This is a genomic window from Bacillus sp. 05T21 (assembly GCF_056396785.1).
The window spans coordinates 324,487-345,194 of the sequence record NZ_JBFTMD010000001.1; the positions used below are offsets into that span (position 1 = coordinate 324,487).

At 33.5% G+C, this 20,708-nt stretch carries 23 protein-coding genes and 1 riboswitch; of the genes, 7 read left to right on the forward strand and 16 right to left on the reverse strand.

The window, feature by feature from the left end; all coding sequences use genetic code 11:
* Positions 1-214: 214 nt before the first annotated feature.
* The 8 genes from AC1DKZ_RS01625 to AC1DKZ_RS01660 all read right to left on the reverse strand — a co-directional run bounded on the left by AC1DKZ_RS01625 (position 215) and on the right by AC1DKZ_RS01660 (position 5,359).
* Positions 215-1,345 (reverse strand): N-acetyldiaminopimelate deacetylase, encoded by a 1,131-nt coding sequence (locus AC1DKZ_RS01625; protein ID WP_002033831.1) that lies wholly within the window; start codon positions 1,343-1,345, stop codon positions 215-217.
* Positions 1,346-1,406: 61 nt separating this feature from the next.
* The gene (dapD, locus tag AC1DKZ_RS01630) at positions 1,407-2,129 is read right to left on the reverse strand and encodes a 2,3,4,5-tetrahydropyridine-2,6-dicarboxylate N-acetyltransferase (protein WP_002014841.1); all 723 of its coding nucleotides are present in this window, start codon (positions 2,127-2,129) and stop codon (positions 1,407-1,409) included.
* A gap of 71 nt (positions 2,130-2,200) precedes the next feature.
* Positions 2,201-3,085, reverse strand: a complete 885-nt coding sequence (locus tag AC1DKZ_RS01635; protein WP_002014840.1) for a LysR family transcriptional regulator — start codon at positions 3,083-3,085, stop codon at positions 2,201-2,203.
* A 177-nt stretch (positions 3,086-3,262) separates the two neighbouring features.
* Positions 3,263-3,706 carry a cyclic-di-AMP-binding protein CbpB gene (gene cbpB / locus AC1DKZ_RS01640; protein WP_002066926.1) on the reverse strand — a complete coding sequence of 148 codons (444 nt, stop codon included), beginning with the start codon at positions 3,704-3,706 and terminating at the stop codon, positions 3,263-3,265.
* A 169-nt stretch (positions 3,707-3,875) separates the two neighbouring features.
* Positions 3,876-4,067 carry an antirepressor AbbA gene (gene abbA / locus AC1DKZ_RS01645; RefSeq protein ID WP_002145987.1) on the reverse strand — a complete coding sequence of 64 codons (192 nt, stop codon included), beginning with the start codon at positions 4,065-4,067 and terminating at the stop codon, positions 3,876-3,878.
* Positions 4,068-4,194: 127 nt separating this feature from the next.
* A complete protein-coding gene (locus tag AC1DKZ_RS01650; RefSeq protein ID WP_002088343.1) occupies positions 4,195-4,713 on the reverse strand; it encodes a ribonuclease H-like YkuK family protein in 519 nt (172 codons plus the stop codon).
* 74 nt (positions 4,714-4,787) lie between these two features.
* A complete protein-coding gene (locus AC1DKZ_RS01655) occupies positions 4,788-4,937 on the reverse strand; it encodes a hypothetical protein (protein WP_002033828.1) in 150 nt (49 codons plus the stop codon).
* A gap of 185 nt (positions 4,938-5,122) precedes the next feature.
* Positions 5,123-5,359, reverse strand: a complete 237-nt coding sequence (locus AC1DKZ_RS01660; protein ID WP_000055151.1) for a YkuJ family protein — start codon at positions 5,357-5,359, stop codon at positions 5,123-5,125.
* Between the two features lie 232 nt (positions 5,360-5,591).
* On the opposite strand from AC1DKZ_RS01660, the gene AC1DKZ_RS01665 reads away from it, so the two are divergent.
* The gene (locus tag AC1DKZ_RS01665) at positions 5,592-5,828 is read left to right on the forward strand and encodes a glutaredoxin domain-containing protein (RefSeq protein WP_002014835.1); all 237 of its coding nucleotides are present in this window, start codon (positions 5,592-5,594) and stop codon (positions 5,826-5,828) included.
* A gap of 25 nt (positions 5,829-5,853) precedes the next feature.
* Here AC1DKZ_RS01665 and AC1DKZ_RS01670 read toward each other — a convergent pair whose 3' ends face one another.
* The 3 genes from AC1DKZ_RS01670 to fadH all read right to left on the reverse strand — a co-directional run bounded on the left by AC1DKZ_RS01670 (position 5,854) and on the right by fadH (position 8,763).
* Positions 5,854-6,342 (reverse strand): DUF3993 domain-containing protein, encoded by a 489-nt coding sequence (locus tag AC1DKZ_RS01670; protein WP_002014834.1) that lies wholly within the window; start codon positions 6,340-6,342, stop codon positions 5,854-5,856.
* A 183-nt stretch (positions 6,343-6,525) separates the two neighbouring features.
* Entirely contained in the window at positions 6,526-7,743 is a 1,218-nt protein-coding gene (locus AC1DKZ_RS01675; protein ID WP_476995574.1) for an EAL domain-containing protein, read from the reverse strand.
* A gap of 255 nt (positions 7,744-7,998) precedes the next feature.
* Positions 7,999-8,763 carry a 2,4-dienoyl-CoA reductase gene (gene fadH / locus AC1DKZ_RS01680; RefSeq protein ID WP_002128892.1) on the reverse strand — a complete coding sequence of 255 codons (765 nt, stop codon included), beginning with the start codon at positions 8,761-8,763 and terminating at the stop codon, positions 7,999-8,001.
* Between the two features lie 195 nt (positions 8,764-8,958).
* Here fadH and AC1DKZ_RS01685 point away from each other — a divergent pair, with 195 nt between their 5' ends.
* Together AC1DKZ_RS01685 and AC1DKZ_RS01690 are read left to right on the forward strand one after the other, a co-directional pair.
* A complete protein-coding gene (locus tag AC1DKZ_RS01685; RefSeq protein ID WP_476995575.1) occupies positions 8,959-9,816 on the forward strand; it encodes a metallophosphoesterase in 858 nt (285 codons plus the stop codon).
* 97 nt (positions 9,817-9,913) lie between these two features.
* A complete protein-coding gene (locus tag AC1DKZ_RS01690; protein WP_002014830.1) occupies positions 9,914-10,150 on the forward strand; it encodes a hypothetical protein in 237 nt (78 codons plus the stop codon).
* 166 nt (positions 10,151-10,316) lie between these two features.
* Here the strand turns inward: AC1DKZ_RS01690 and AC1DKZ_RS01695 are convergent, their stop codons facing one another.
* Complete coding sequence (locus tag AC1DKZ_RS01695) at positions 10,317-12,425, reverse strand: polyphosphate kinase (RefSeq protein ID WP_002014829.1); 2,109 nt, start codon at positions 12,423-12,425, stop codon at positions 10,317-10,319.
* A gap of 108 nt (positions 12,426-12,533) precedes the next feature.
* Complete coding sequence (ppx, locus tag AC1DKZ_RS01700) at positions 12,534-14,108, reverse strand: exopolyphosphatase (protein ID WP_476995576.1); 1,575 nt, start codon at positions 14,106-14,108, stop codon at positions 12,534-12,536.
* 141 nt (positions 14,109-14,249) lie between these two features.
* On the opposite strand from ppx, the gene AC1DKZ_RS01705 reads away from it, so the two are divergent.
* Entirely contained in the window at positions 14,250-14,708 is a 459-nt protein-coding gene (locus tag AC1DKZ_RS01705) for a YkyB family protein (RefSeq protein ID WP_002066920.1), read from the forward strand.
* 31 nt (positions 14,709-14,739) lie between these two features.
* Here AC1DKZ_RS01705 and AC1DKZ_RS01710 read toward each other — a convergent pair whose 3' ends face one another.
* Positions 14,740-15,402, reverse strand: a complete 663-nt coding sequence (locus tag AC1DKZ_RS01710; RefSeq protein WP_427283659.1) for a YkyA family protein — start codon at positions 15,400-15,402, stop codon at positions 14,740-14,742.
* Positions 15,403-15,954: 552 nt separating this feature from the next.
* Positions 15,955-16,608, reverse strand: coding sequence for a diguanylate cyclase domain-containing protein (locus tag AC1DKZ_RS01715; protein ID WP_002033822.1), 654 nt, complete (start codon positions 16,606-16,608; stop codon positions 15,955-15,957).
* A 162-nt stretch (positions 16,609-16,770) separates the two neighbouring features.
* Between AC1DKZ_RS01715 and AC1DKZ_RS01720 the strand changes: the two genes are divergently transcribed.
* Positions 16,771-17,004, forward strand: a complete 234-nt coding sequence (locus AC1DKZ_RS01720) for a phage holin (protein ID WP_002014824.1) — start codon at positions 16,771-16,773, stop codon at positions 17,002-17,004.
* Positions 17,005-17,035: 31 nt separating this feature from the next.
* Here the strand turns inward: AC1DKZ_RS01720 and AC1DKZ_RS01725 are convergent, their stop codons facing one another.
* The gene (locus AC1DKZ_RS01725; protein WP_002033821.1) at positions 17,036-17,536 is read right to left on the reverse strand and encodes a hypothetical protein; all 501 of its coding nucleotides are present in this window, start codon (positions 17,534-17,536) and stop codon (positions 17,036-17,038) included.
* Positions 17,537-18,091: 555 nt separating this feature from the next.
* Here AC1DKZ_RS01725 and AC1DKZ_RS01730 point away from each other — a divergent pair.
* The gene (locus AC1DKZ_RS01730; protein WP_002014821.1) at positions 18,092-19,633 is read left to right on the forward strand and encodes an MDR family MFS transporter; all 1,542 of its coding nucleotides are present in this window, start codon (positions 18,092-18,094) and stop codon (positions 19,631-19,633) included.
* 91 nt (positions 19,634-19,724) lie between these two features.
* Positions 19,725-20,282: a PadR family transcriptional regulator gene (locus AC1DKZ_RS01735; protein ID WP_002165135.1), complete on the forward strand. Its 558-nt coding sequence runs from the start codon at positions 19,725-19,727 to the stop codon at positions 20,280-20,282.
* 222 nt (positions 20,283-20,504) lie between these two features.
* Positions 20,505-20,692: riboswitch (cobalamin riboswitch) on the forward strand.
* The last annotated feature ends 16 nt before the right edge of the window (positions 20,693-20,708 follow it).

Sequence of the window (20,708 nt, forward strand, 5' to 3'; positions counted from 1 at the left end):
AGTAAACATATATAGGGTAGTTAAATAATTATCTTCCCTATTAGCAATAATTAATAATGAGCAGTGGCTAAAAAACCCCTGCTCATTATTAAGACGTCAAATTTAACTTTACTCATTTGTATGAAGATGTCTAACACTAACGAATACGAAAGATGTTTTCGTCTCTGAACTAAGAAGTCCCCACTCTAAACTATTGCACAATTAGCGAGTAAGTTCACTTTCTATTTCCCTTCCACTTCACATATTGATTTAAAAATACAATTGCTTTCTCAATAACCTCTTCGTCTGGTTTTAATTTCGCATGATGTAAACCATATTCTGAATTTACTCCAAGCCAAAACATAAATCCAGGTATCTCTCGAAGCATATAACCAAAGTCTTCACCTGTCATTGCCTCCGTACACGTAATTACGTCCATAGTCGTTTGTTCACGTGTAAATTGCATAAACTCTCTCGTTAGCTCCTCATGGTTATACACTTGATGATACATCGCTCCGTAGTCAATAACAGCTTCACATTGAAAAGAAGCTTCTATTCCCGCAACAATTGCCTCAATTCGGCTTTTAACACGTTTCATTGATTCCACTGATAGCGTTCGAATTGTTCCTTCTAAACGAGACTTTTCTGCGATAATGTTTTGAACTGTACCACCTGTAATTTTCCCAATTGTAATTACCGCACTGTCAAGAGGGTTCACATTACGACTAATAACTGATTGAAGTTGTGTAACGAGATGACTCGCTGCAACAATCATATCATTTGCTGTATGCGGATATGCAGCATGTCCACCTTTTCCTTTTAAATCAACGTATAGCTCTGATGTATTCGCAAATAATAAACCTTCTTTTGTCGCAATTGTTCCCACAGAGTATTCAGGCGCAATATGAAGTCCAAGAATCATATTCGGCTTCCATTCTTTTAACTCATCGCTTTCTAACATAGGAAGTGCACCACCTGGACCTTCTTCAGCTGGTTGGAATATAAACACAAGATCATCATCTATTCTTTCGCTTACAGCCGCTGTTAGAAGTCCTAAACCGATTGTTGCATGCAAATCATGTCCACATGCATGCATCATTCCTTCATGGACAGAAGAGAATTCATATCCAGTTTCCTCTGTAATTGGTAGACCGTCTATATCTGCACGATAACCTATTATTTTTTCTGGATTTTTTCCATTTACTTTAACAATTACACCTGTTTTCCATGTTTTCACTTCCAAATATTCATTAGGAAGCGTTCCTATATAATCTAAAATATACTGTTGTGTTTTCCACTCTTTAAATCCGATCTCCGGAATTTTATGTAAATCTCTACGAACTTGGACAAATTTGCTTACTGTCATTTTTGCACCTCTATCTATAAAAAGCGTAAGAGCACATTCATGCTCTTACGCTTTTTATTTTTTATTTCTCTGGGTTTAATTGACGAAGCTCTTGTTTAATTTCAGTTTTTGCTTTTGTCTTCTCATCAATTTCTTTAATTACACGTGCCGGAGTCCCCGCAACAACTGTATATGGAGGCACATCTTCTGTTACAACAGCTCCTGCTGCTACAACTGCACCTTTACCTACTGTAACGCCTTCTAGAACAACTACATTTGCACCAATTACAACATCATCTTCAACGATAACTGGTTTTGCAGAAGGTGGCTCAATAACACCGGCAAGTACAGCACCTGCACCTACGTGACAGTTCTTACCAACTGTTGCACGTCCACCAAGCACTGCATTCATGTCGATCATAGTACCTTCACCAATTACAGCACCGATGTTAATTGTTGCATTCATCATGATAACAGCGTTGTCACCAATTTCTACATGGTCACGAATAATCGCGCCTGGCTCAATACGAGCTTTAATACCTTTTAAATCAAGCATTGGAATTGCAGAATTACGACGGTCATTCTCAACTACATAGTCAACAATGTGCTTGTTATTTTCATCAAGAATTGTCTTAATTTCAGACCATTCTCCGAATAATACACCAGATTTTTTATTTACAAATGCTTGTACTGTTTCAGGGAATGTTACCTCTTTTAGATCCCCTTTTATGTATACCTTTACAGGAGTTTTCTTTTCACTGTTTTGAATAAACGAAATAATTTCGTTAGCGTCCATCATTTTCATTCTTGTTGCCTCCTAAATCCATTTATAATGTTACTCTACCAAACGATAGAGCCAGTAGCAAGACAATAATCTTATTTTTCCATTTGAATTTCTTCTATAATTTCTAAAAATGCTTGTACTTGCTTCAACTGCCTTGCCGAGTCACTCGTCAATAACCATGTTTCTCTCGTTAATTGAACAGGTGTTTTATACATATTTTCCTGCACTTCTTTTAAAACAGTCGAAGGTAAAAGAGCATAACCTATTCCATTTAAAACAAGCTGTTTGCACGTTTCAATTTGGTCAACTACAATCGTTCGCTTAGGTGGATTTGAAAATAATCCATACCACCAATTTTGTATTTGTCCATAGTAGGTCGAATCACTTTTAAATTGAATAAATGGTCTATTTGTCTCTTTTAACATCGAAATATCTTTTATTTCTTTATCGACTAAATATAATTCATCTTCAAATAATTGTTGTTTCTGCCCTTTGTATTCTTGTGATCCTCTCAGTATAGCAACATGAACGTCTCCTTCATAAAATTGCTTTTGCACTTCACTACTCCAGCCAGTAAACAGAGATATCTTCACAGAAGGATACTTATGCACAAATTTTTTCAAAACAGGTGGAAGCCAATATTGCCCAATGACTGATGCAACAGCTATTTTTAACGTACCGTATGTTTCGGTTCTAAAAAGAGCCAGTTCACTTTTAATACCCTCTTCCCGTTGTAACATTTCTTTTGCATAATTTGCAACTTTTTCCCCTTCAGGTGTAATTGTTAATCCTTTTTGTGAACGAATAAAAAATTTCATTCCCCATTGTTTCTCCATAGATTGTAATCGTTGACTAAGCGCAGGTTGGGAAACAAATAAACGTTCCGCCGCTTTTCTCATATTTGATTCCTGAGCTAACACAACCATCATTTGAAAATCATCAATTTGCAACTTTCTCCCTCTTTCCTTAGCTTCCATACACCTAATTTTAATAAGCATTTCATCCTTAATTTAATTGCATACTTTTATACATTAGAACGGTTTGTTAGTTCAAACTTTTCTTATGCTTTATGTCTTTTTAAATATAATACATACACAACTGATATGCACGAAAAAAAGTGACTTCGCCTTTTCTGTGAAGTCACTTTCCCTACGTTATCGATTATGCTGTCTCACTTTTTTATTCAACAATTTTAAAATAGCCCGCCGTGTTAAAATACCCTCGAAGTAACCTTCTTCATTGACAGCGCAAATAAAAGGATGATCAATTGTCATTTCTAAAGCTTTTGCAAAAGAATCTTCTAACATAAGAACTGGAATCTCTTCCTTCATCACTTGTTCCACTTTCATATTCTCAAGCCTTTCAAACTCAATGCGCTCTAATCCTAAAATACCATCTAAAATCATAGCAGTACTAATTAACCCATGTAGTTTATACATAGGGTCTAAAACAGGAATCGCCGAATATCCAGATTTCACAAGAACGAGTAAAGCATGTTCTAGACCATTCCCTATTTGTACATGTGCTACTTTATCTGATGAAATCATTAAATCCTTCACAAGAATTTGTTGAAACTCGTCTTTCGGAATACTAATCATGTTACATCCCCCATTTTCCCTTTTTCCTGCTAATATTCTCCGATCCTATTCACATTTTATGATAGCGTTTTCATATTATTATTTTGTCCTGACATTCTTCTAATAAAAATAAAAATACATAACTATTTTAGCATATAACATAAAAAAAAGACTACCATTCCGGTAGTGCTTAATACCCTTTATTTTTTAATCGGTAAAACAATCTTGTGATTTTTTTATATTGCGTCACATCTGTCTGTTTTAAACCATTCTCAATGTCTGTAAGCTCCACCGCTAAAATTTCGCTCGCGTAATTTTGCTGAAACAGAATATCCAACAATAAATTTTCTTCTTCTCTTGTTAAAACAAATTCCTTTTCCATATGCTCCTCTCCTTGCACTCGCATCATCACTCTCATTATATAAATTTTTCAGTCTATTTAACAGATGTAATATTCAGTTTTTGTTAGAAACACTTAACGACTGCGAATATATAGACATCATTTCACATTATTTTGTATATCTGTTTGCGTAACTAAATGCCGCATAAGCATCTGGTTTAATTTTTGCTGTTAATCCCATTGCTTGAATTTTCATCGTCATATCTAAAATAAATTCTTTTGTTAAACCATCATTCCCGATATCTAAATGAATTTCCATTATGAATCCTGCTCCATCTTGAGCGTATGGGTGCAATAAATCCCATATCGCTTGTATATGATTGGGAGTAAATAGATAGGCGATTTCTTGACTAAACTGTGTTTCTAAATATATTTTCTCTCGCAACGTTGCTGGCTTATTTTTCACTGATTTATGATGCAAACATCCCCATGCTCCTTTTCCAACACGATGAATATGTATCGCTGTAATAAACCTCGTATCCTTTTGATGCGCTTGTGAGTCTGTCCCAATAGATAATCGATATAAATTTCGCGGATCCTTTTCAATGAAACTACAAATACGGTTAAATACCATATCAAAATTCAAATGTCTCTCTGAAACATTATAAAATGTATACTCACCGTCCACATAGTCACGTCCTTTCAATTAGACAGACTTTTCGTATTCTCATTGTATGGGACAAAAACAAAAATTATAACTTACTACCCTTTATTCGTTTCAATATTTCGAATTACATAATTACAAAACCTACATGTATAAATTACATTTTGATTAGACTGGGCGGTTAATACGTGATTAATTTCAGCATGACTGTGACAATTAGGACAAATAACAATCGGTAAGCGTTCCATCCTTTGCACCTCCTATTAATATTTACTATCATTGTAGGAAAAATAAAAAATTCCTATACATATACATTTGTAAAAACTCTTTTATTTAATCGTGACTTAAATTACAACTTCTACTACCTATATAGCCCATTAATTAATATAACTAAAAAAGGTACCGCCATTTGGCAGTACCTTTTTTATATGTATCAAGAAATGATATCGTAAATCTCAATTGCAACCATATCGATGTTATCGAATTGATACACTTGAGGTTTTTCACCTTGTTGATACACTTCTAACTCATACATTTCACTTTTATCGAAAAATTTCACGCTACATTTGCGCTCACCGTTCACTTCAAAATAGCGTTGTGCTACTTCACCGCTTTCAGCTTGTTCTTGTAGACTAACAAGTCGAGTTAAAATTCCTTGGAGTAGAGACATGAAATCTCTCCTTTCTCTGATCTTCCTACCAATAGGTTTTACAGCTATACTCATTCTATCCGTCATAACAGAAAAAACGTTCCACAATCTAGGATAAAGGTTCTTGGCAAGAAACTCAACTAAAATTTGTCGAAATAAGAAGTAAAAAGATGAAAGAGCATCTTTTTACTTCTTTATTGCGCTTTTTATACTGGCAGAATATAATAAACAACAGAAAAAGGGAGGAATTACAATGAAAAAAATTGAGGTTTATACACAACCTGATTGTCCACCTTGTACCATTGTAAAAGAATTTTTAAAACATAATAACGTTGTATATGAAGAATTTGACATAAAAAAAGACGCTGCTGCACGCAATCGTCTTTTATATGACTATGAATCCTATTCAACTCCAACAGTTGTAATTGACGAAGAAGTTGTGGCAGGTTTTCAAATTGAAAAATTACAACAGCTACTCGGTATAGAATAGGAATAGGCGACACCTATTCCTATTCTCATAATTGTTGTAACCTTTTTATTTCAGTCAACAGTTCCTGACTTTCATGATACCCTGCTAATTTCCATTTTCCATTATCCTTTTGCAATGTCACAATTTGATATTGTCCACTCTTTGTCCGCTCATAGACATATAAATTTTTATGTTCTTCATCATAAGACATTTTTGTTTCTGAATTAAAAGAAAACGGAGCTTCTTTTGCTGGAAGTAAATATTCACCACTTTGTTTTTCATTTCTACTGTTTTCATCTGTAAAAACTTGAAGGAAATTATTTGTAAAATATGGTGATAACGTCTCTATCATCTTATTCATAGGTATTTGCTTCCCGCGGATTGAAAATTGCGTCTCATAACCTTTTTGTATCGTTGTAAACACTTCTTTCCGATCCACCTTCACTTCTTCTTTTCCTAAAACAGTTGTGACACTATAGCCAACTAGAAAGGCAACACATATAAATAGAACAAACCATATTCCATATTTCTTCATTTTTTCACCTTCCTTTTAAAAGAGCTTGTCTTTGTAGTATTCATTGTAACAATGATTATGCAAAGAAAGGGATGATTTCGTTCGTAAAATCTTTACAACGATAGACAGCATTTTCATCATCATTTTCACTATTACCAATTTATGATAAAAACAAACAAAAAAATACACGAATCTCTTCGTGCATTAAAATAAAACATCTTCTTCATATAAATATTCGTACGATAAATCTATAAATAAAAAGTTTTCATCATCAATCGGGAATGAAAATGTTCGTACCATTTCACCAGTTTCGATATCAGCATATAAATCTGAAAGTCTTGCCTTATTCTCAAAACGCATTTTCATTATATTTTCTAGAAAATACGGGCGCCAGCTCCAGTTCTTCATATAATACTCTGGCATAATGATCCATCCACCATCTTTTTTCATAACATTACCCGATTGTTGAAAACCATCTTCATTACAAATAAATATCCGAAAACTATATTGTGATATGCTTTGGCTAAATTGTAATAACCAATCATTTATATCTTCATTCTTTTTTTGTTTTGACAGAACATCACCAATTCGATCACGTAACATCTCTGTTAAATTATAAATTTTTTGCAACTTCTTCTTCTCATGCAGAATAAATTGATGACATTCATTACCAAGTCGCTCTTTTAAAACATTCGTTTCAATAAAATCAGGTAAACATTCTTTCAAATAATTACCTTGATAATATCTACCACCGTTTTTCCAAGCATATTGTAGTTGATAAAAAGCAWCAATTTCTTCATATAACAATGTCGCACCAATTCTTCTAGCAAGTAAAGATAAGGAATATAAAATATCTTGATAAGATTGTAAAAGTGCAGTTTGCCTTAAATTTGTTAAATCTACTTTTAAAATATCCGGTGCTAACACGCTAATACGCTCTAAATTACTTGTACCCGTTCCGACTTTATTAATCGAAATTTGAATACCATATGTACGATAATACATGAGTAAATGATTAAATTGTTCTATATCTTCTTTACATTCATGTTCTGTTATTTCCAGAACAATGCGTTGTAAGTTCAAACCTTGTTCTTCATACATCAGCAAAAGTTGAAGTAAACTTTCATCTTCATCATTCATTAATACATTAGCATTCCGATGTATAAATAATAATAATTTTTGATCCGTTTCTAAATACCTATTTAACGCTTTTTCTACGATGATGTTATCCGCTTCAAGTTGGAACTCACTCGGAATAGAATCATCATGGAAGAAAAATGCTAAACTTTGTATGCCCTCTTCTGTTTGAATACGTCCTACAACTTCATATCCAATTACTGTATGCTCATCAGCACTAAAAATAGCTTGATAATAAGGAAGGACTTTATCCAAGTTACTCATTACATCTAATGCATCTATCAACGTGCTTCCCTCCCTTTACTTTTCAAAAATTATAACACGATATTTACGGAAAAATAATAAAAAATCCCTTCAGTTTTCCTGAAGGGATTAGAGGGGTAAAATGCTAAGGGGAATTAGCAATTCTACTATGAAGAAAAAAGAGGTCTTAAATATAACGTATATATCCCCTCTTGTAAACACATTTCTTTTAAGTGTCACAATTTCGTCATATTTTACCACAAAGAAATGAATACATCATTCGTTTTTTCATCCCTTTTAAAATGGATATTGATGCAAATGCTGGCCACCATCCATTGTCATACAAGTTCCATTTATGTATGCAGCTTCATCTGAACATAAATAATAAGCTAGACCCGCAATTTCTTCTGGTGTACCCATTCTACCAAGTGGAACACTTTGCAATGTACGCTTAGCCATTTCTTCTGAAATCCATAATTTATCGGCACCACCTGTACGTTCAATTGGTCCTGGTGCGATAGCGTTAACTCGTATTCCATATTTACGTCCCCACTCAACAGCAAGAGTTTTTGTCATCGCTAATACACCAGCTTTAGCTGCTGCCGAATGGATAACCCCTGGGCCTGCATCCCATGCATATGTTGCCACCATGTTAATAATATTTCCTTTTATACCTTTTTCAATCCAATATTTCCCAATAGCCTGACTACAATAAAATGTACCATTTAATACAATATTAATTACCGAATTCCAGCCATTCACAGATAAGTCCTCTGCTGGACAAATAAAGTTTCCAGCTGCATTATTTATTAAAATATCAATTCTTCCAAACTTCTCATCAATATGTTCAATCATTTTTTGAATATCATCAGTATTTCGTACATCCATTTGTACAGATAATACTTGCCCTGGAAACTGTTCAATTTCTAACTTTGCTTCTTCTAGCTTTTCTTTTGTACGCCCTGTAATAACAACACGTGCCCCTTCTTTCGCAAAACGAATCGCCATCCCTTTTCCCATTCCACTTGATCCACCTGTTATAATAACTACCTTCTCTTTCACATACATCCCCTCCAAAAAAATGAATACACATTCATTTTATCACTTTATTTGATAGAAATCTTTATATTTTTCAATTTTTCTGATATTTTAACGTAAAGGGGTTTCTTTTCGTTCATTTTTTTCGTAATCTATACTACCTTTTTAGTATTTAAAATATATTTTAAAAAACTGAAGGGAGATTTGAGTAACCTGTATATGAAGAAAATTACAAGAAGAAATTTTTTGAAATCTGGAATACGCACTTGTCTATATTCATTTATAACCGCAAGTATCGGCTATTATTATGCTAAATATATAGAGCCCTATTTGCTTTCTTTTACGCAACACACACTTAAATCACCGCTCATACCAAAAGGTTTTCATGGTATGAAGATCCTTCAATTTAGCGATTTACATCTAGGATACTATTTCTCTCTCCAACATTTATCTCAAATCGTTTCCAAGATTAATGCTGAAAAGCCAGATATTGTCCTTTTTACTGGTGATCTCATTGATGATTACCAAACATATACCGAGGCTTCTTTTGTTGCATCCATTTTAAAGAATATACAGGCACCCTTCGGTAAATTTTCTATTTATGGTAACCACGACCATGGCGGATATGGAACTGAATACTATGATCACATCATGCGCGAATCTGGATTTGAACTTTTGCAAAATAGCGAAAAGCGAATTCGTTTACTGGATAATAGTGAAATTTCTATTTTCGGACTCGATGATATGCTACTGGGTAAACCAAAAATAGCGGAAACTTTACAACATGCAAAACAAAATATTTATACAATTGTTCTCGTTCACGAACCAGATATCGCGCCACAAATCGCTACATATCCAATCAATCTTCAACTTTCTGGTCATAGCCATGGCGGACAAGTACAAATTCCTTTTTTAGGTGCTATTATTACCCCGTCGCTTGCAAAAGAATACATTGAAGGTTTCTATAGCATTCAAGGTTTGACTCTCTATGTCAATCGAGGTATTGGAAGAACACGTGTCCCATTCCGCTTTATGTCAAAACCTGAAATTACACTCTTCATCCTACAACATTCGTAACAATTCGCCTATTTCCTTACATATCCTTCCTTGTACGCGCTCATCCACGCTTGGTCCACCATATGATAAAAATGAGTCCAGTAAAGGAGGTTTGTTCATGTATCCATATTATCAACCGATCCCAGTTCGTTCAGCACCTTTTGGCCCAGCAGGCGACTCACGCTTCTTTCCATTTTTCGGTGTTCCATTTCTAGCTGGAATTGCTGGAGGATTGCTAGGCGGAGCATTAGCTTTCGGGCCTAGACCGTTTTATCCGCCTTATCCACCGCCTTTCCCACCACCAGCACCTTTTCCTTGTTACGGAGGGCCTTGTCAACAACCATACTATTATTAATTTAAACCAACCATTCTTCTAACGTTTTTCTCTCAACGAACCGACTCATCACACGCCTATAATAAAAACTATTCTCTCTACTCATCCTTCCATTTTGAGAATATATGAGTAGAGAAAAAAAGTAAAAACCTCTTAAATTCAATAAGAGGTTTTTACTTTTTTCACACTATTCAGCGTCTGTATTTTGATACGCCATCTTAAATAAATTCACTTGGCTATCAATTTCTTCTATACTACTATTAATTATATAATAATAGTCACCATCTTTATTTTGTTCACGTGTTTTCACATTATCAGCTAAAACCAGCTGTAAAATTGCCTTTATTCTCGCTTTCATTTCAATATCTAAAATTGGGAAAGATATTTCTACTCGTTTTTCCATATTTCGCGTCATCAAATCAGCTGAAGATAAATATATTTTTTCATCTCCATTATGATGGAAATAATAAATACGACTATGTTCTAAATATCTTCCAACAACACTAACTACACGAATATTTTCACTTACATTCGGAATCCCAGGTCTTAAACAACATGTCCCTCTAACGATGAGCTCTACCCTTACCCCAGCTTGTGATGCTTCATACATTTTTTTTATTAACGGTTTATCTGTTAACGAATTCATTTTAGCGATAATATATCCATTTCCATATTGTCTATGATAACGGATTTCCTCATCTATTAACTCCATAAACTGCTCTCTTATATCAAACGGAGCAACAGATAAATGATGAAAATGCGGTTTTTTTGTATAACCACTCAAATAATTAAAGAAATTTGTTGCATCTACACCAAAGTCTTTTCGCGATGTAATATATCCAAAATCGGTATACAACTTCGCTGTTGCATCATTATAATTTCCGGTTCCAAGATGTACAAACCTTTCAATTTTTCCGTTTCTTCTTCTTACAACTAACGTAATTTTACTATGCGTTTTCAAGTGACTTACTCCGTAAATAACGTGACATCCGGCCTGTTCCAATTCTTTAGCCCAATGAACATTATTCTCTTCATCAAACCTTGCCTTTAACTCAACCAATACCGTCACTTGTTTTCCTTTTTCAGCTGCTACCTTCAGCGCCTGAATTATTGGAGAATCTCCACTTACACGATATAATGTTTGTTTGATCGCAAGTACATTCGAGTCATCTGCCGCATCACGGACAAAATCAACGACTGGCTGAAACGACTCAAAGGGATGGTGTAATAAAATATCATGTTCTATCGCTTTTTCAAATACATCTTCCTCATCACCTAAATCTTGAGGAGGTTGAGGAATAAGAGCCGGATATACTAGATGTTCATATAAAGGCGCTAATTTTTTATATAAGGAGAATAAACATGTTAAATCTAACGGTCCATCCATCATGTACACATCTTCATCTTTTACTTCTAACACATCATACAATAACGCTAACACTCTTTCATCAATGTGTTCTTTACCAACTTCTAAACGAACGGCAGCTCCCCACTTACGCTTTTTCAATTCTTTTTCAATTACTTTTAATAAATCGCGTGCACCTTCTTCATGGATCGTTAAATCCGCATTACGTGTAATACGGAAACGAGTAACAGGTGATACGTTATATCCTGTGAATAGTTTATGAGTAAAACCACTAATTACATCTTCTAATAAAATAAATTTATGTTTTTGCCCTTCACTCGGTAAAAATATGAAACGCTCCAGTAATGAAGGCACTTGTACAATTCCTAACTTCGTACGATTTTCTTCCTCAGCCTGTTGCTCATCATATAAAATAGTAGCTAAATTCAAACTTTTATTTAATAACATTGGAAATGGACGATACGCATCAATAGATACAGGGGTTAAAACCGGAAATATTTGTTCATCAAAATACTCCTCGATAAATTCCCTTTGCTCTTTCGTCAAATCATGGAATGTTAAACGCTCAATCCCCTCTAGTTCAAGCGCTGGCAATACATAATTTTTAAACGTTTCATACTGCACAGTCATCAACTCATGCGATTTTATCGCAATCTTATTTAACTGTTTCTTTGGTGTTAAACCTGCTTTATTTTCTGGCTGATTAAATCCCGCACTTACTTGATCTTTCAAACCTGCTACGCGCACCATAAAAAATTCATCTAAATTCGAACTAAAAATACTAATAAACTTTAGTCTTTCTAATAGTGGATTATTTTCATCTTGCGCTTCTTGTAGTACACGTTCATTAAATGCTAGCCAGCTTAATTCACGATTATTATAATACGCTGTATCATTTAAATTTACTAAATTCCCCTTTAGTAATTCCATTCGCTTCACACTTCCCTTTGAAACTTTTTTAATATAATTTAATTACTTTTATTTTATCAAATTACAATATTCCAAAGTGTTAATTTTTTGTAAAGACATCCGTACAACCTAACATTTCAATTCGAATACTAAGTTAATATTCGTTTTTAATACTCTTTCAAGTTGTTTTTTTTGTTTTTCCGCTTGAACTTTTTCCGCCAATGCCGATTCTTCACATAAAATCCTGAATGTTAAACCTTCTTTACTTTCCGTTATATATATTGTTTCAACAAGCGATCTTTGTCGTATATTTAAAGCAGCCGAAAATTGTAATACAGCCCCTAATAATCGAATTTTCTTTTGTTCACTTTTATCAAACCATCCTTCAAACAGTGCCAAATGTTGTTTAAATAACATTTTTGATTTATAAGAAGCTATAAGCGCTAATCTAACTCGATCTTTATGCATCATACCATCAATTGTTTTGTTCGCTAGTAAGTAAAATGTATGTAAGCGGCTCGCTTCTTCATCTATATATTTTCCAATATTAAATACTTTCGCTGCTTGATGGAATATTCTCCAGTCTTTCGCTGACATAGAAATGAGTCCAGCTCCTTCAAGTTGTTTGCAGATTAATGTTCCTTGTTTAATAAGTTGAATGACAAATCCCATGTCTAATTCGTATTCATATGACAATAAATGTAAACTCTCTTCTACTACGTTCGGATAATATGAGATCCCCAAATCTTTCGTTAATTCTTCATAGAAAACACCTTCTCTTAATCCTTTTTTACTCAATACAAAAGCCGATGCCTCTATAACGTTAACAAGCATATGAAATACTTCGACCGCTGGGATAATTGTGTCTGCTCGATCTTTTGCTAACCCTTCTAATTTTTGAAGGTCTATGAATGATAATTGTTTTAATTCATCTTTTACATTTTTAATATCGTCTTCTTTCATTTTGTATAAGTGTAATCCAGCTATAGGATAACAAATTAAATTTTGGTGGATTTTCGCCATGTTCCTCGCACTACCCCCAATTGCGATAAGAGGCAATTTTTTATCAATTAACCATGGTAGCGTTCGGAATTGATACCATAAATACCTTCTAATCTCATCTAACTCCTCTGTAGTAGGAATATCATCTTGAATAAATTGTTGCTTTAAAGAAAGTGCTCCAAAAGGAAAGCTATAGTATTCTAAAATTTCTCTATTTCGAAAGTATGTAACTTCTGTACTCCCCCCACCAATATCAACTGTAATTCCTTCTGAAAATGAAGTGGAATTCATAACTGCTAAATAACCGTAACGTGCTTCTTCATATTCTGATAAAACTCTAAGAGTAAAATCTGTTTGCCCTTCAACAAGTTTTTTAATTTCCTCTTGATTCTTAGCCTGTCTAATTGTTGCCGTTGCAACACAAAGTACATGATGCAGCTTATGGAATCGTGTACTTTCTTGAAATTGAAATAATGTTTGTAATAATACTTCTATTCCTTCTTCACTTAATACACCATTTACTAAATAATTTCTTAACCTAGCGACCACTTTCGTATTTTCAATCTCTTTATAAAAACCCCCGCTTTGTTTTTCATAAATAACTAAGCGCATTGTATTAGAACCAATGTCTATAATGGCATATTGTAGTTTTAATATTTCTTTCAAACTTCTCACTCTTTCATTATCAAATTTCTGAAACATATTCTATCACTATTATACAAAATAGTTGTTTTTTATAACAATATTGCTTTAATATTGAAAATATATACAATTACTTTTTGCATATAATAAAAACCCATTTTATTTATGCTATAATAAGGAAAAATTGAAAGGAGATTCAATATGAAACCTTCACAACCCCAATCTCAATTACATAATCAACATTCTATTAATAGACTAGCTCAATCTATTTTCGTTGTGAATCGTCATGCTAAAGCTGCAACTAACCCTAAGTACTTATATTGGTTAAAAAAGACTGCTTTAGAACGCTTAATTACTGAAAAAAAGGCTATCAAAGAAGGATTACATTTTTCTAGAAATCCACGTTTTAGTCAACAACAATCCGATGTTCTTATACGTTTAGGTGATTATTTTTTCCATATCCCTCCTACGAAAGATGATTTTCGCACCCTACCGCATCTTGGTCACCTTGAATCCTCCTATCGAAATCCGAAAACAACCTTATCTTTAACAATAGCAAAAAAAACACTTCAAGATTATATTGGTCCTGAAGCATTAAAACAAGAAAAAAAATTAAGCGAAGCAGTTCCATGGTATAGCCGTACCTATACAAAAAAATAAAACAGTTTGGCCCATATTAGGCCAAACTGTTTTATTTTTTATCTTCCTTAATTTTAATATTCGCTTGTTTATAGAATGCAACTTTTTCTGTATTATATGATTTCGTATATTCATTAAACTTATCTTTTTCTGTCTCAATATCTTTATATGCTTGGTTTACTAACTTTACTTTCTCGCTAATATCTTTTAATTTTGTACCTTTATCTTGTAGCATTGTATATAATTCTTTTTCTTGCTTTAAAGATTTATTATAGCTATCGTACATCTTTTGGAATGAATCATGTCGTTTCTCATAAGTACTCTTTACTTTATCCGCCTGGTCTTTTAATTTATTATCTTCAATTTTCTTCACATACTTATCAGCTGACTTCACTTCTTCTTGCGCTTTATTTAACGCCTCTTTTTCTTTAATAAGAACTTTTTCTCGCTCAGCTGTATTTTTCACCGCTTGATCAAGCTTATCCTTAACAGCCTGATTATTATCTTTTCCTTCTTGGACAATTTGATTATATAATACTTGCCCCTCTTTCTCTAATGACTCTAATTTTTTCGCATCTTCAAACATTGTTTTTTCTTGCTTGGCAGCATTTTCAAATGCAACATATAGCTCCTCTTCTGGTTTTGGGCCGAAACAACCAGCTAGTAAAGTCATTGATAATGCAGTTACAATTGCTAATTTATTATATTTCAACATCTTTTCCTCCTATTAATAAACGACCATCGTGCCAAAAATCCCATGAAAAACATGTAACTTCTTTATCTATTTCACGCTCGCATCTTTTTTACGAAGATCATCAATAATTATTTATACTGCTTGTACAATTTTCGCACTTGAAATTATGTAATGTCTTAAAACATAAAGGTATTTACCTTAATCTTACCTACTGCAAGAAACACTATAATGTTTCACCTGATAAAAGATGATCGTTGACCTCTCACGTCTATCATTCCCTTTCTCACTTTCTATCAAATAACCTCTTTGTCCATTTTACATAGTGCAAAGGGGACCTCGCAACTCTTACAAAGATTCTTTTAATTTCTTAAAAAGGAAAAGTGTAGAGCATGTTTTCCTCTACACTTTTAAACTGAAAACATTGTGCAAAATGCATTGACACATCCACACACAATTATATGCTGATTTCATATATTTTTAAAGACTTTTGTTACAAAAAAAAGTTTTCTTGTAACAAAAGACAAAAAAATGTTACAAAAAAATCTTTATATCATACTTCTTCAAATCAAAGTTTCATTCATGACTTTGCAAGTTTCTATAATTATACAATTGATTTTGTGCCTTTCTAAACAAATCTTCAAAAGTTTTCCCTTCTATAGGATAACTTGCAGCCCCAAATAATAGTGTGACACTTAATAAATCATTCGCTATTTCATTTTGAATATTTTTGATTAATCTACTTGTTATTGTTGACTTTTCATAGCCATTATCAACAGCTACGATAACATATTTATTTTCATCCCACCTCGTAACTACATCGCCTTTTCGAACTGTCTTTACAATTGTACGTTCTACTCTTTGGACTAGCTCATCTAACTTTTTTTCTTGCACTGTGTCTTTTAATACATCCCATTCTTTTACGGAAAGAATATACACTGTAATATTACGAGAATCTCTTTCTGATAAAGCAGCTACTTTTCCAAAAAAATCAACGACAAAATCGTTATTCGTCATTCCTCCTACTTCAATATTTACACGCGTATTCGTTCTTTTATCGTACCAATGTCCAAAATAATAGCTTAGTATCATTTGCAATATATAAATAATAAAGACGGTTAAAAATGATCTCGAATCTAGCTTAGCAATTACATCCTGAAGTGCAATCCATTCTGTAACCGCAACTGTGTTCCCAAGTAATAATCCACTAATTTTCCCTTTATGTTTCATACTCTCCCCCTTTTATACCAATATATATTTCTATAACAATAATGTTTTTCTATAAAATAAAAAATGTACATATTTAATGTACATTTCTACTTAAGCTTGTATACCTTTTCTATTTCATTTCATATATATACTATATATCGTTTTTAGGAAGGAGTGACCTATATGCCTCAAAAAGAAAATCTATTAGATATTATGCGCTTACTAGCTGGCTTTTTATTATCATTAAAATTACTATTTAACTCTTTCGGAATAAACTTCATTACAAACGATCAAATTGACGCTATAGTAAATGTTATTTCATTTCTATTCATTCTATATTTTGGATACAAAAATAACTATATTGGAAAAAAGGGAGTGGAACAAAAGAAATTACTCAAGAAGCACAATCTTCATTAAAGAAGGAACCTTTCGCACAGGTTCCTTCTTATCATTTTCTGACAACCACTTCATTTGTTTGTAGCGGTCCATATGATACACCTTTATATTGAAATGTATATGTAGCCTGAAATAATGAATTGGGAGGAGCTTTATCTTTATTTGCTTTTATTTGACAAATTAATTCTACCTTTTCATTCGGTGATAAATTATCGATTCGCCACCTTACAAGCTGAAATAAAAACTCACTTATTCCCTTATCTGCTTTTAAAGAGTTTGGGATATACGCGAAATAATCACGAATCATATGACTTACAACTACTCGCGAAATCATTTCAACGCCTTTATTTTCAACTTCAAGTCGAATAATTAGTATGTCATTAACATCATAGATCATCTCATACGAAAATTTTTCTTTATACATACTACGGATTTGCAATGTGACTGCTACATCGGATGCTTCCGTGTCCTTTTTAGAACCATCAATCCACAAAACCGGCTGTAACGGTATAGAATACCTTCCTTGATCCGAAATTCGTTTCCATATTTTCATAATATATTCACCTCATTCCAGATATATCATCTATACAACTGTATTCTGCCTCTCGATGCAATAAACTACACTTAGAAAAAATATTTAGCTTGTTACAAACCATATTAAATTTTTCTTTTCCTTTTATCCTATTCGACAATATAAAGAAAAAACCATTTTTAATAGGTTGACACAGGTTATACTTTATTAAATATTTTTTTACAATTTCCTTCCTTGACTACATAACAAAATAAAGTCTTACCTCTCTCTTTTGGTCAATATAATAAAGTGAAACTTTAATCAGTGGGGGTTTTGTCCATCCCCCACTGATTATTAGCTTTCACCAATCGGGCTTTAACGGGCAGTTAAAGCGGGATAAAATAATTTGGCGGTAGAAAACATTTGCCTTTTAGTCAAATTTGACTATAATATAATTTATGATTTCCATCCTTTATATCATGTCAGTGCAATTTTTTATAAAATGAAGAGGAACGATACAAACTGTACATAAAGTTTTTTTATGCATTGTACTAAAAAGCTTAAGTTAGTTTAATTTTTATTAAAGGAGGGCTACTTTTGGAAGCACAACTATCAAAAAACGATTCAAGTAAAACAAAATTTGTTGTTGCTGGTTTACTACTTGGTATTCTAATGGCAGCAATGGATAACACAATCGTCGCAACTGCGATGGCAACGATTGTCGGAGACTTAGGAGGGTTCGACAAATTCGTTTGGGTCACATCCGCCTACATGGTAGCAACAATGGCCGGAATGCCTATTTTCGGTAAGCTGTCTGATATGTACGGACGGAAACGCTTTTTTATTGGCGGATTAATTCTCTTCTTATTTGGTTCTGCACTTTGCGGGACAGCATCAAGTATTGAACAACTAAGTATTTATAGAGCCATTCAAGGAATTGGTGGCGGCGCTCTTATGCCTATCGCATTTACAATTATGTATGATATATTCCCGCCTGAAAAACGAGGAAAAATGACCGGACTATTTGGTGCTGTTTTCGGAACATCTAGTGTTTTCGGACCTTTATTAGGTGCTTACATTACAGATTATATAAGTTGGCACTGGGTCTTCTATATTAATATTCCGTTAGGACTTATTTCCTTCTTCTTCATTACTAAATACTATAGCGAGTCTCTAGAATATCGAAAACAAAAAATTGACTGGGCTGGTGCTATTACGCTTGTCATTAGTATCGTTTGCTTAATGTTTGCTTTAGAACTTGGTGGTAAAGAATATGCATGGGACTCTAATGTGATTATTGGTTTATTTTCAACTGTTGTTATTCTGCTTATTATTTTCTTCTTCGTAGAAAGAAACGCAACCGAGCCTATTATTTCTTTCCATTTATTTAAAAAACCTTTATTTGCAGCTAGCCAAGGTGTTGCCTTTTTCTATGGCGCAGCTTTTATCATCTGTACAGTTTATATTCCAATCTTCGTTCAAGGTGTTCTCGGTGGTTCAGCCTCAAATGCTGGATTAATTTTGACACCTATGATGGTAGGATCTGTAATCGGAAGTCAAACTGGTGGACAATTAGCTTCACGAACAAGTTATCGTAACATCATGACAGTATCTGGGGTTTTCTTCGTTCTTGGTATTTATTTACTAAGTACTTTAACTATGGAAACACCTCGTACACTCGTAACAATGTTTATGGTGCTTGCTGGACTTGGAGTTGGATTCTCCTTCTCAGTTTTAAGTATGGCATCTATCCACAAACTAGAAATGAGAGATCGCGGTTCTGCTACATCCACGAACTCATTCTTCCGTTCACTTGGAATGACCCTTGGCGTCACGATTTTCGGTACGATTCAAAATCATGTTTTCACTGATAAATTAAAAGCAGTCTTCCCTCCTGAACTAGAAAAAATGGCTCCTAAAGGTGGAGACACAAGCTTTTTATTATCACCAAACGCTACTGAAAAGCTACCTCCTGAAGTACTGAGCGGAATTAAAGAGGCTCTTGCAACATCTATTGCTAATACATTTTTCTGGGCACTTATCCCAGCTACGCTAAGTATAATTTGTATTTTACTTATGGGAAATGAACGTCTTTTAACAGGACCAAAAACAAAGCAAAAACAAAAACAAGTAAGCTAATATAGAAAAACAAAACGGTATATCCCTTTATGAAAGAGGATATACCGTTTATAATATATATAAAGTTTCTATATACAGGAGTTGAGACAGCATGAGCATGAAGTTAGTCATTCTCGGCTTGTTACTCGAAGGAGATAAACATCCCTATGAAGTGCAGCACATAATGAAAGAAAGACAAATGGATTGTTATATTAAATATGCCAAGGGATCGCTATACTACGCCTTCGAGCAATTAGAAAAACAAGGTGCGATTAGCGTTACCAATATTGTTAGAGATACGAATAGACCAGATAAAACAATCTTCCATATAACAGGGGAAGGAAAAGCCCTTTTCCACACCTTATTATTAAAACAATTTGAAGCGAAAAACCAAATATATAAACCTATTTATTCAGCGCTCTCTTTCGCTCACTTTAGCGACGAACAAGCTCTAGCTCCTATTTTGAAAAAAAAGAGAGATGATACAATGCTATATTTACATACAATGCAAACGATATACGATCATAATAAACAACTAGTTCCTCGTGCTCAACTATATATTCTACAAAGCGTCATTGAGCATATTAATGTTGAATTACGTTGGCTAAACACACTCTTACAAGATGCAACTGCAGGTCGTCTTTCAGAAATAGGTGTAGATAATGATTAAGTTTTTCTAAAAGAGGTGCCTCCTCTTCTAGAAAAACTTAACACTATAATTATTCCTCGCAACTCAAAACACCCTCATTTTAATAATAAATAAACATTAAAAAACTTAATTTTCCGAATAAAAAGAAATAAAAAACTTTAGAATTTTCTTATTTTAAAACAGTGGACAAAATTCCGAAAATTGTGTTAGAATTTGTTTCAATATCATATCGCTTGTTAAATTCCTTTCAAAAGGAAAATAGGTACACGAATATTTCACTTCGTGTTTAAAAGGGAAGTTTGGTGAAACTCCAACACGGTCCCGCCACTGTAAATGCTGAGATTTCTTTTTTGTGCCACTGTGAAAACGGGAAGGTGAAAGAAATTATATGAAGCATAAGTCAGGATACCTGCCTATTTTAACAACACTGATAGACTCACGGATGAT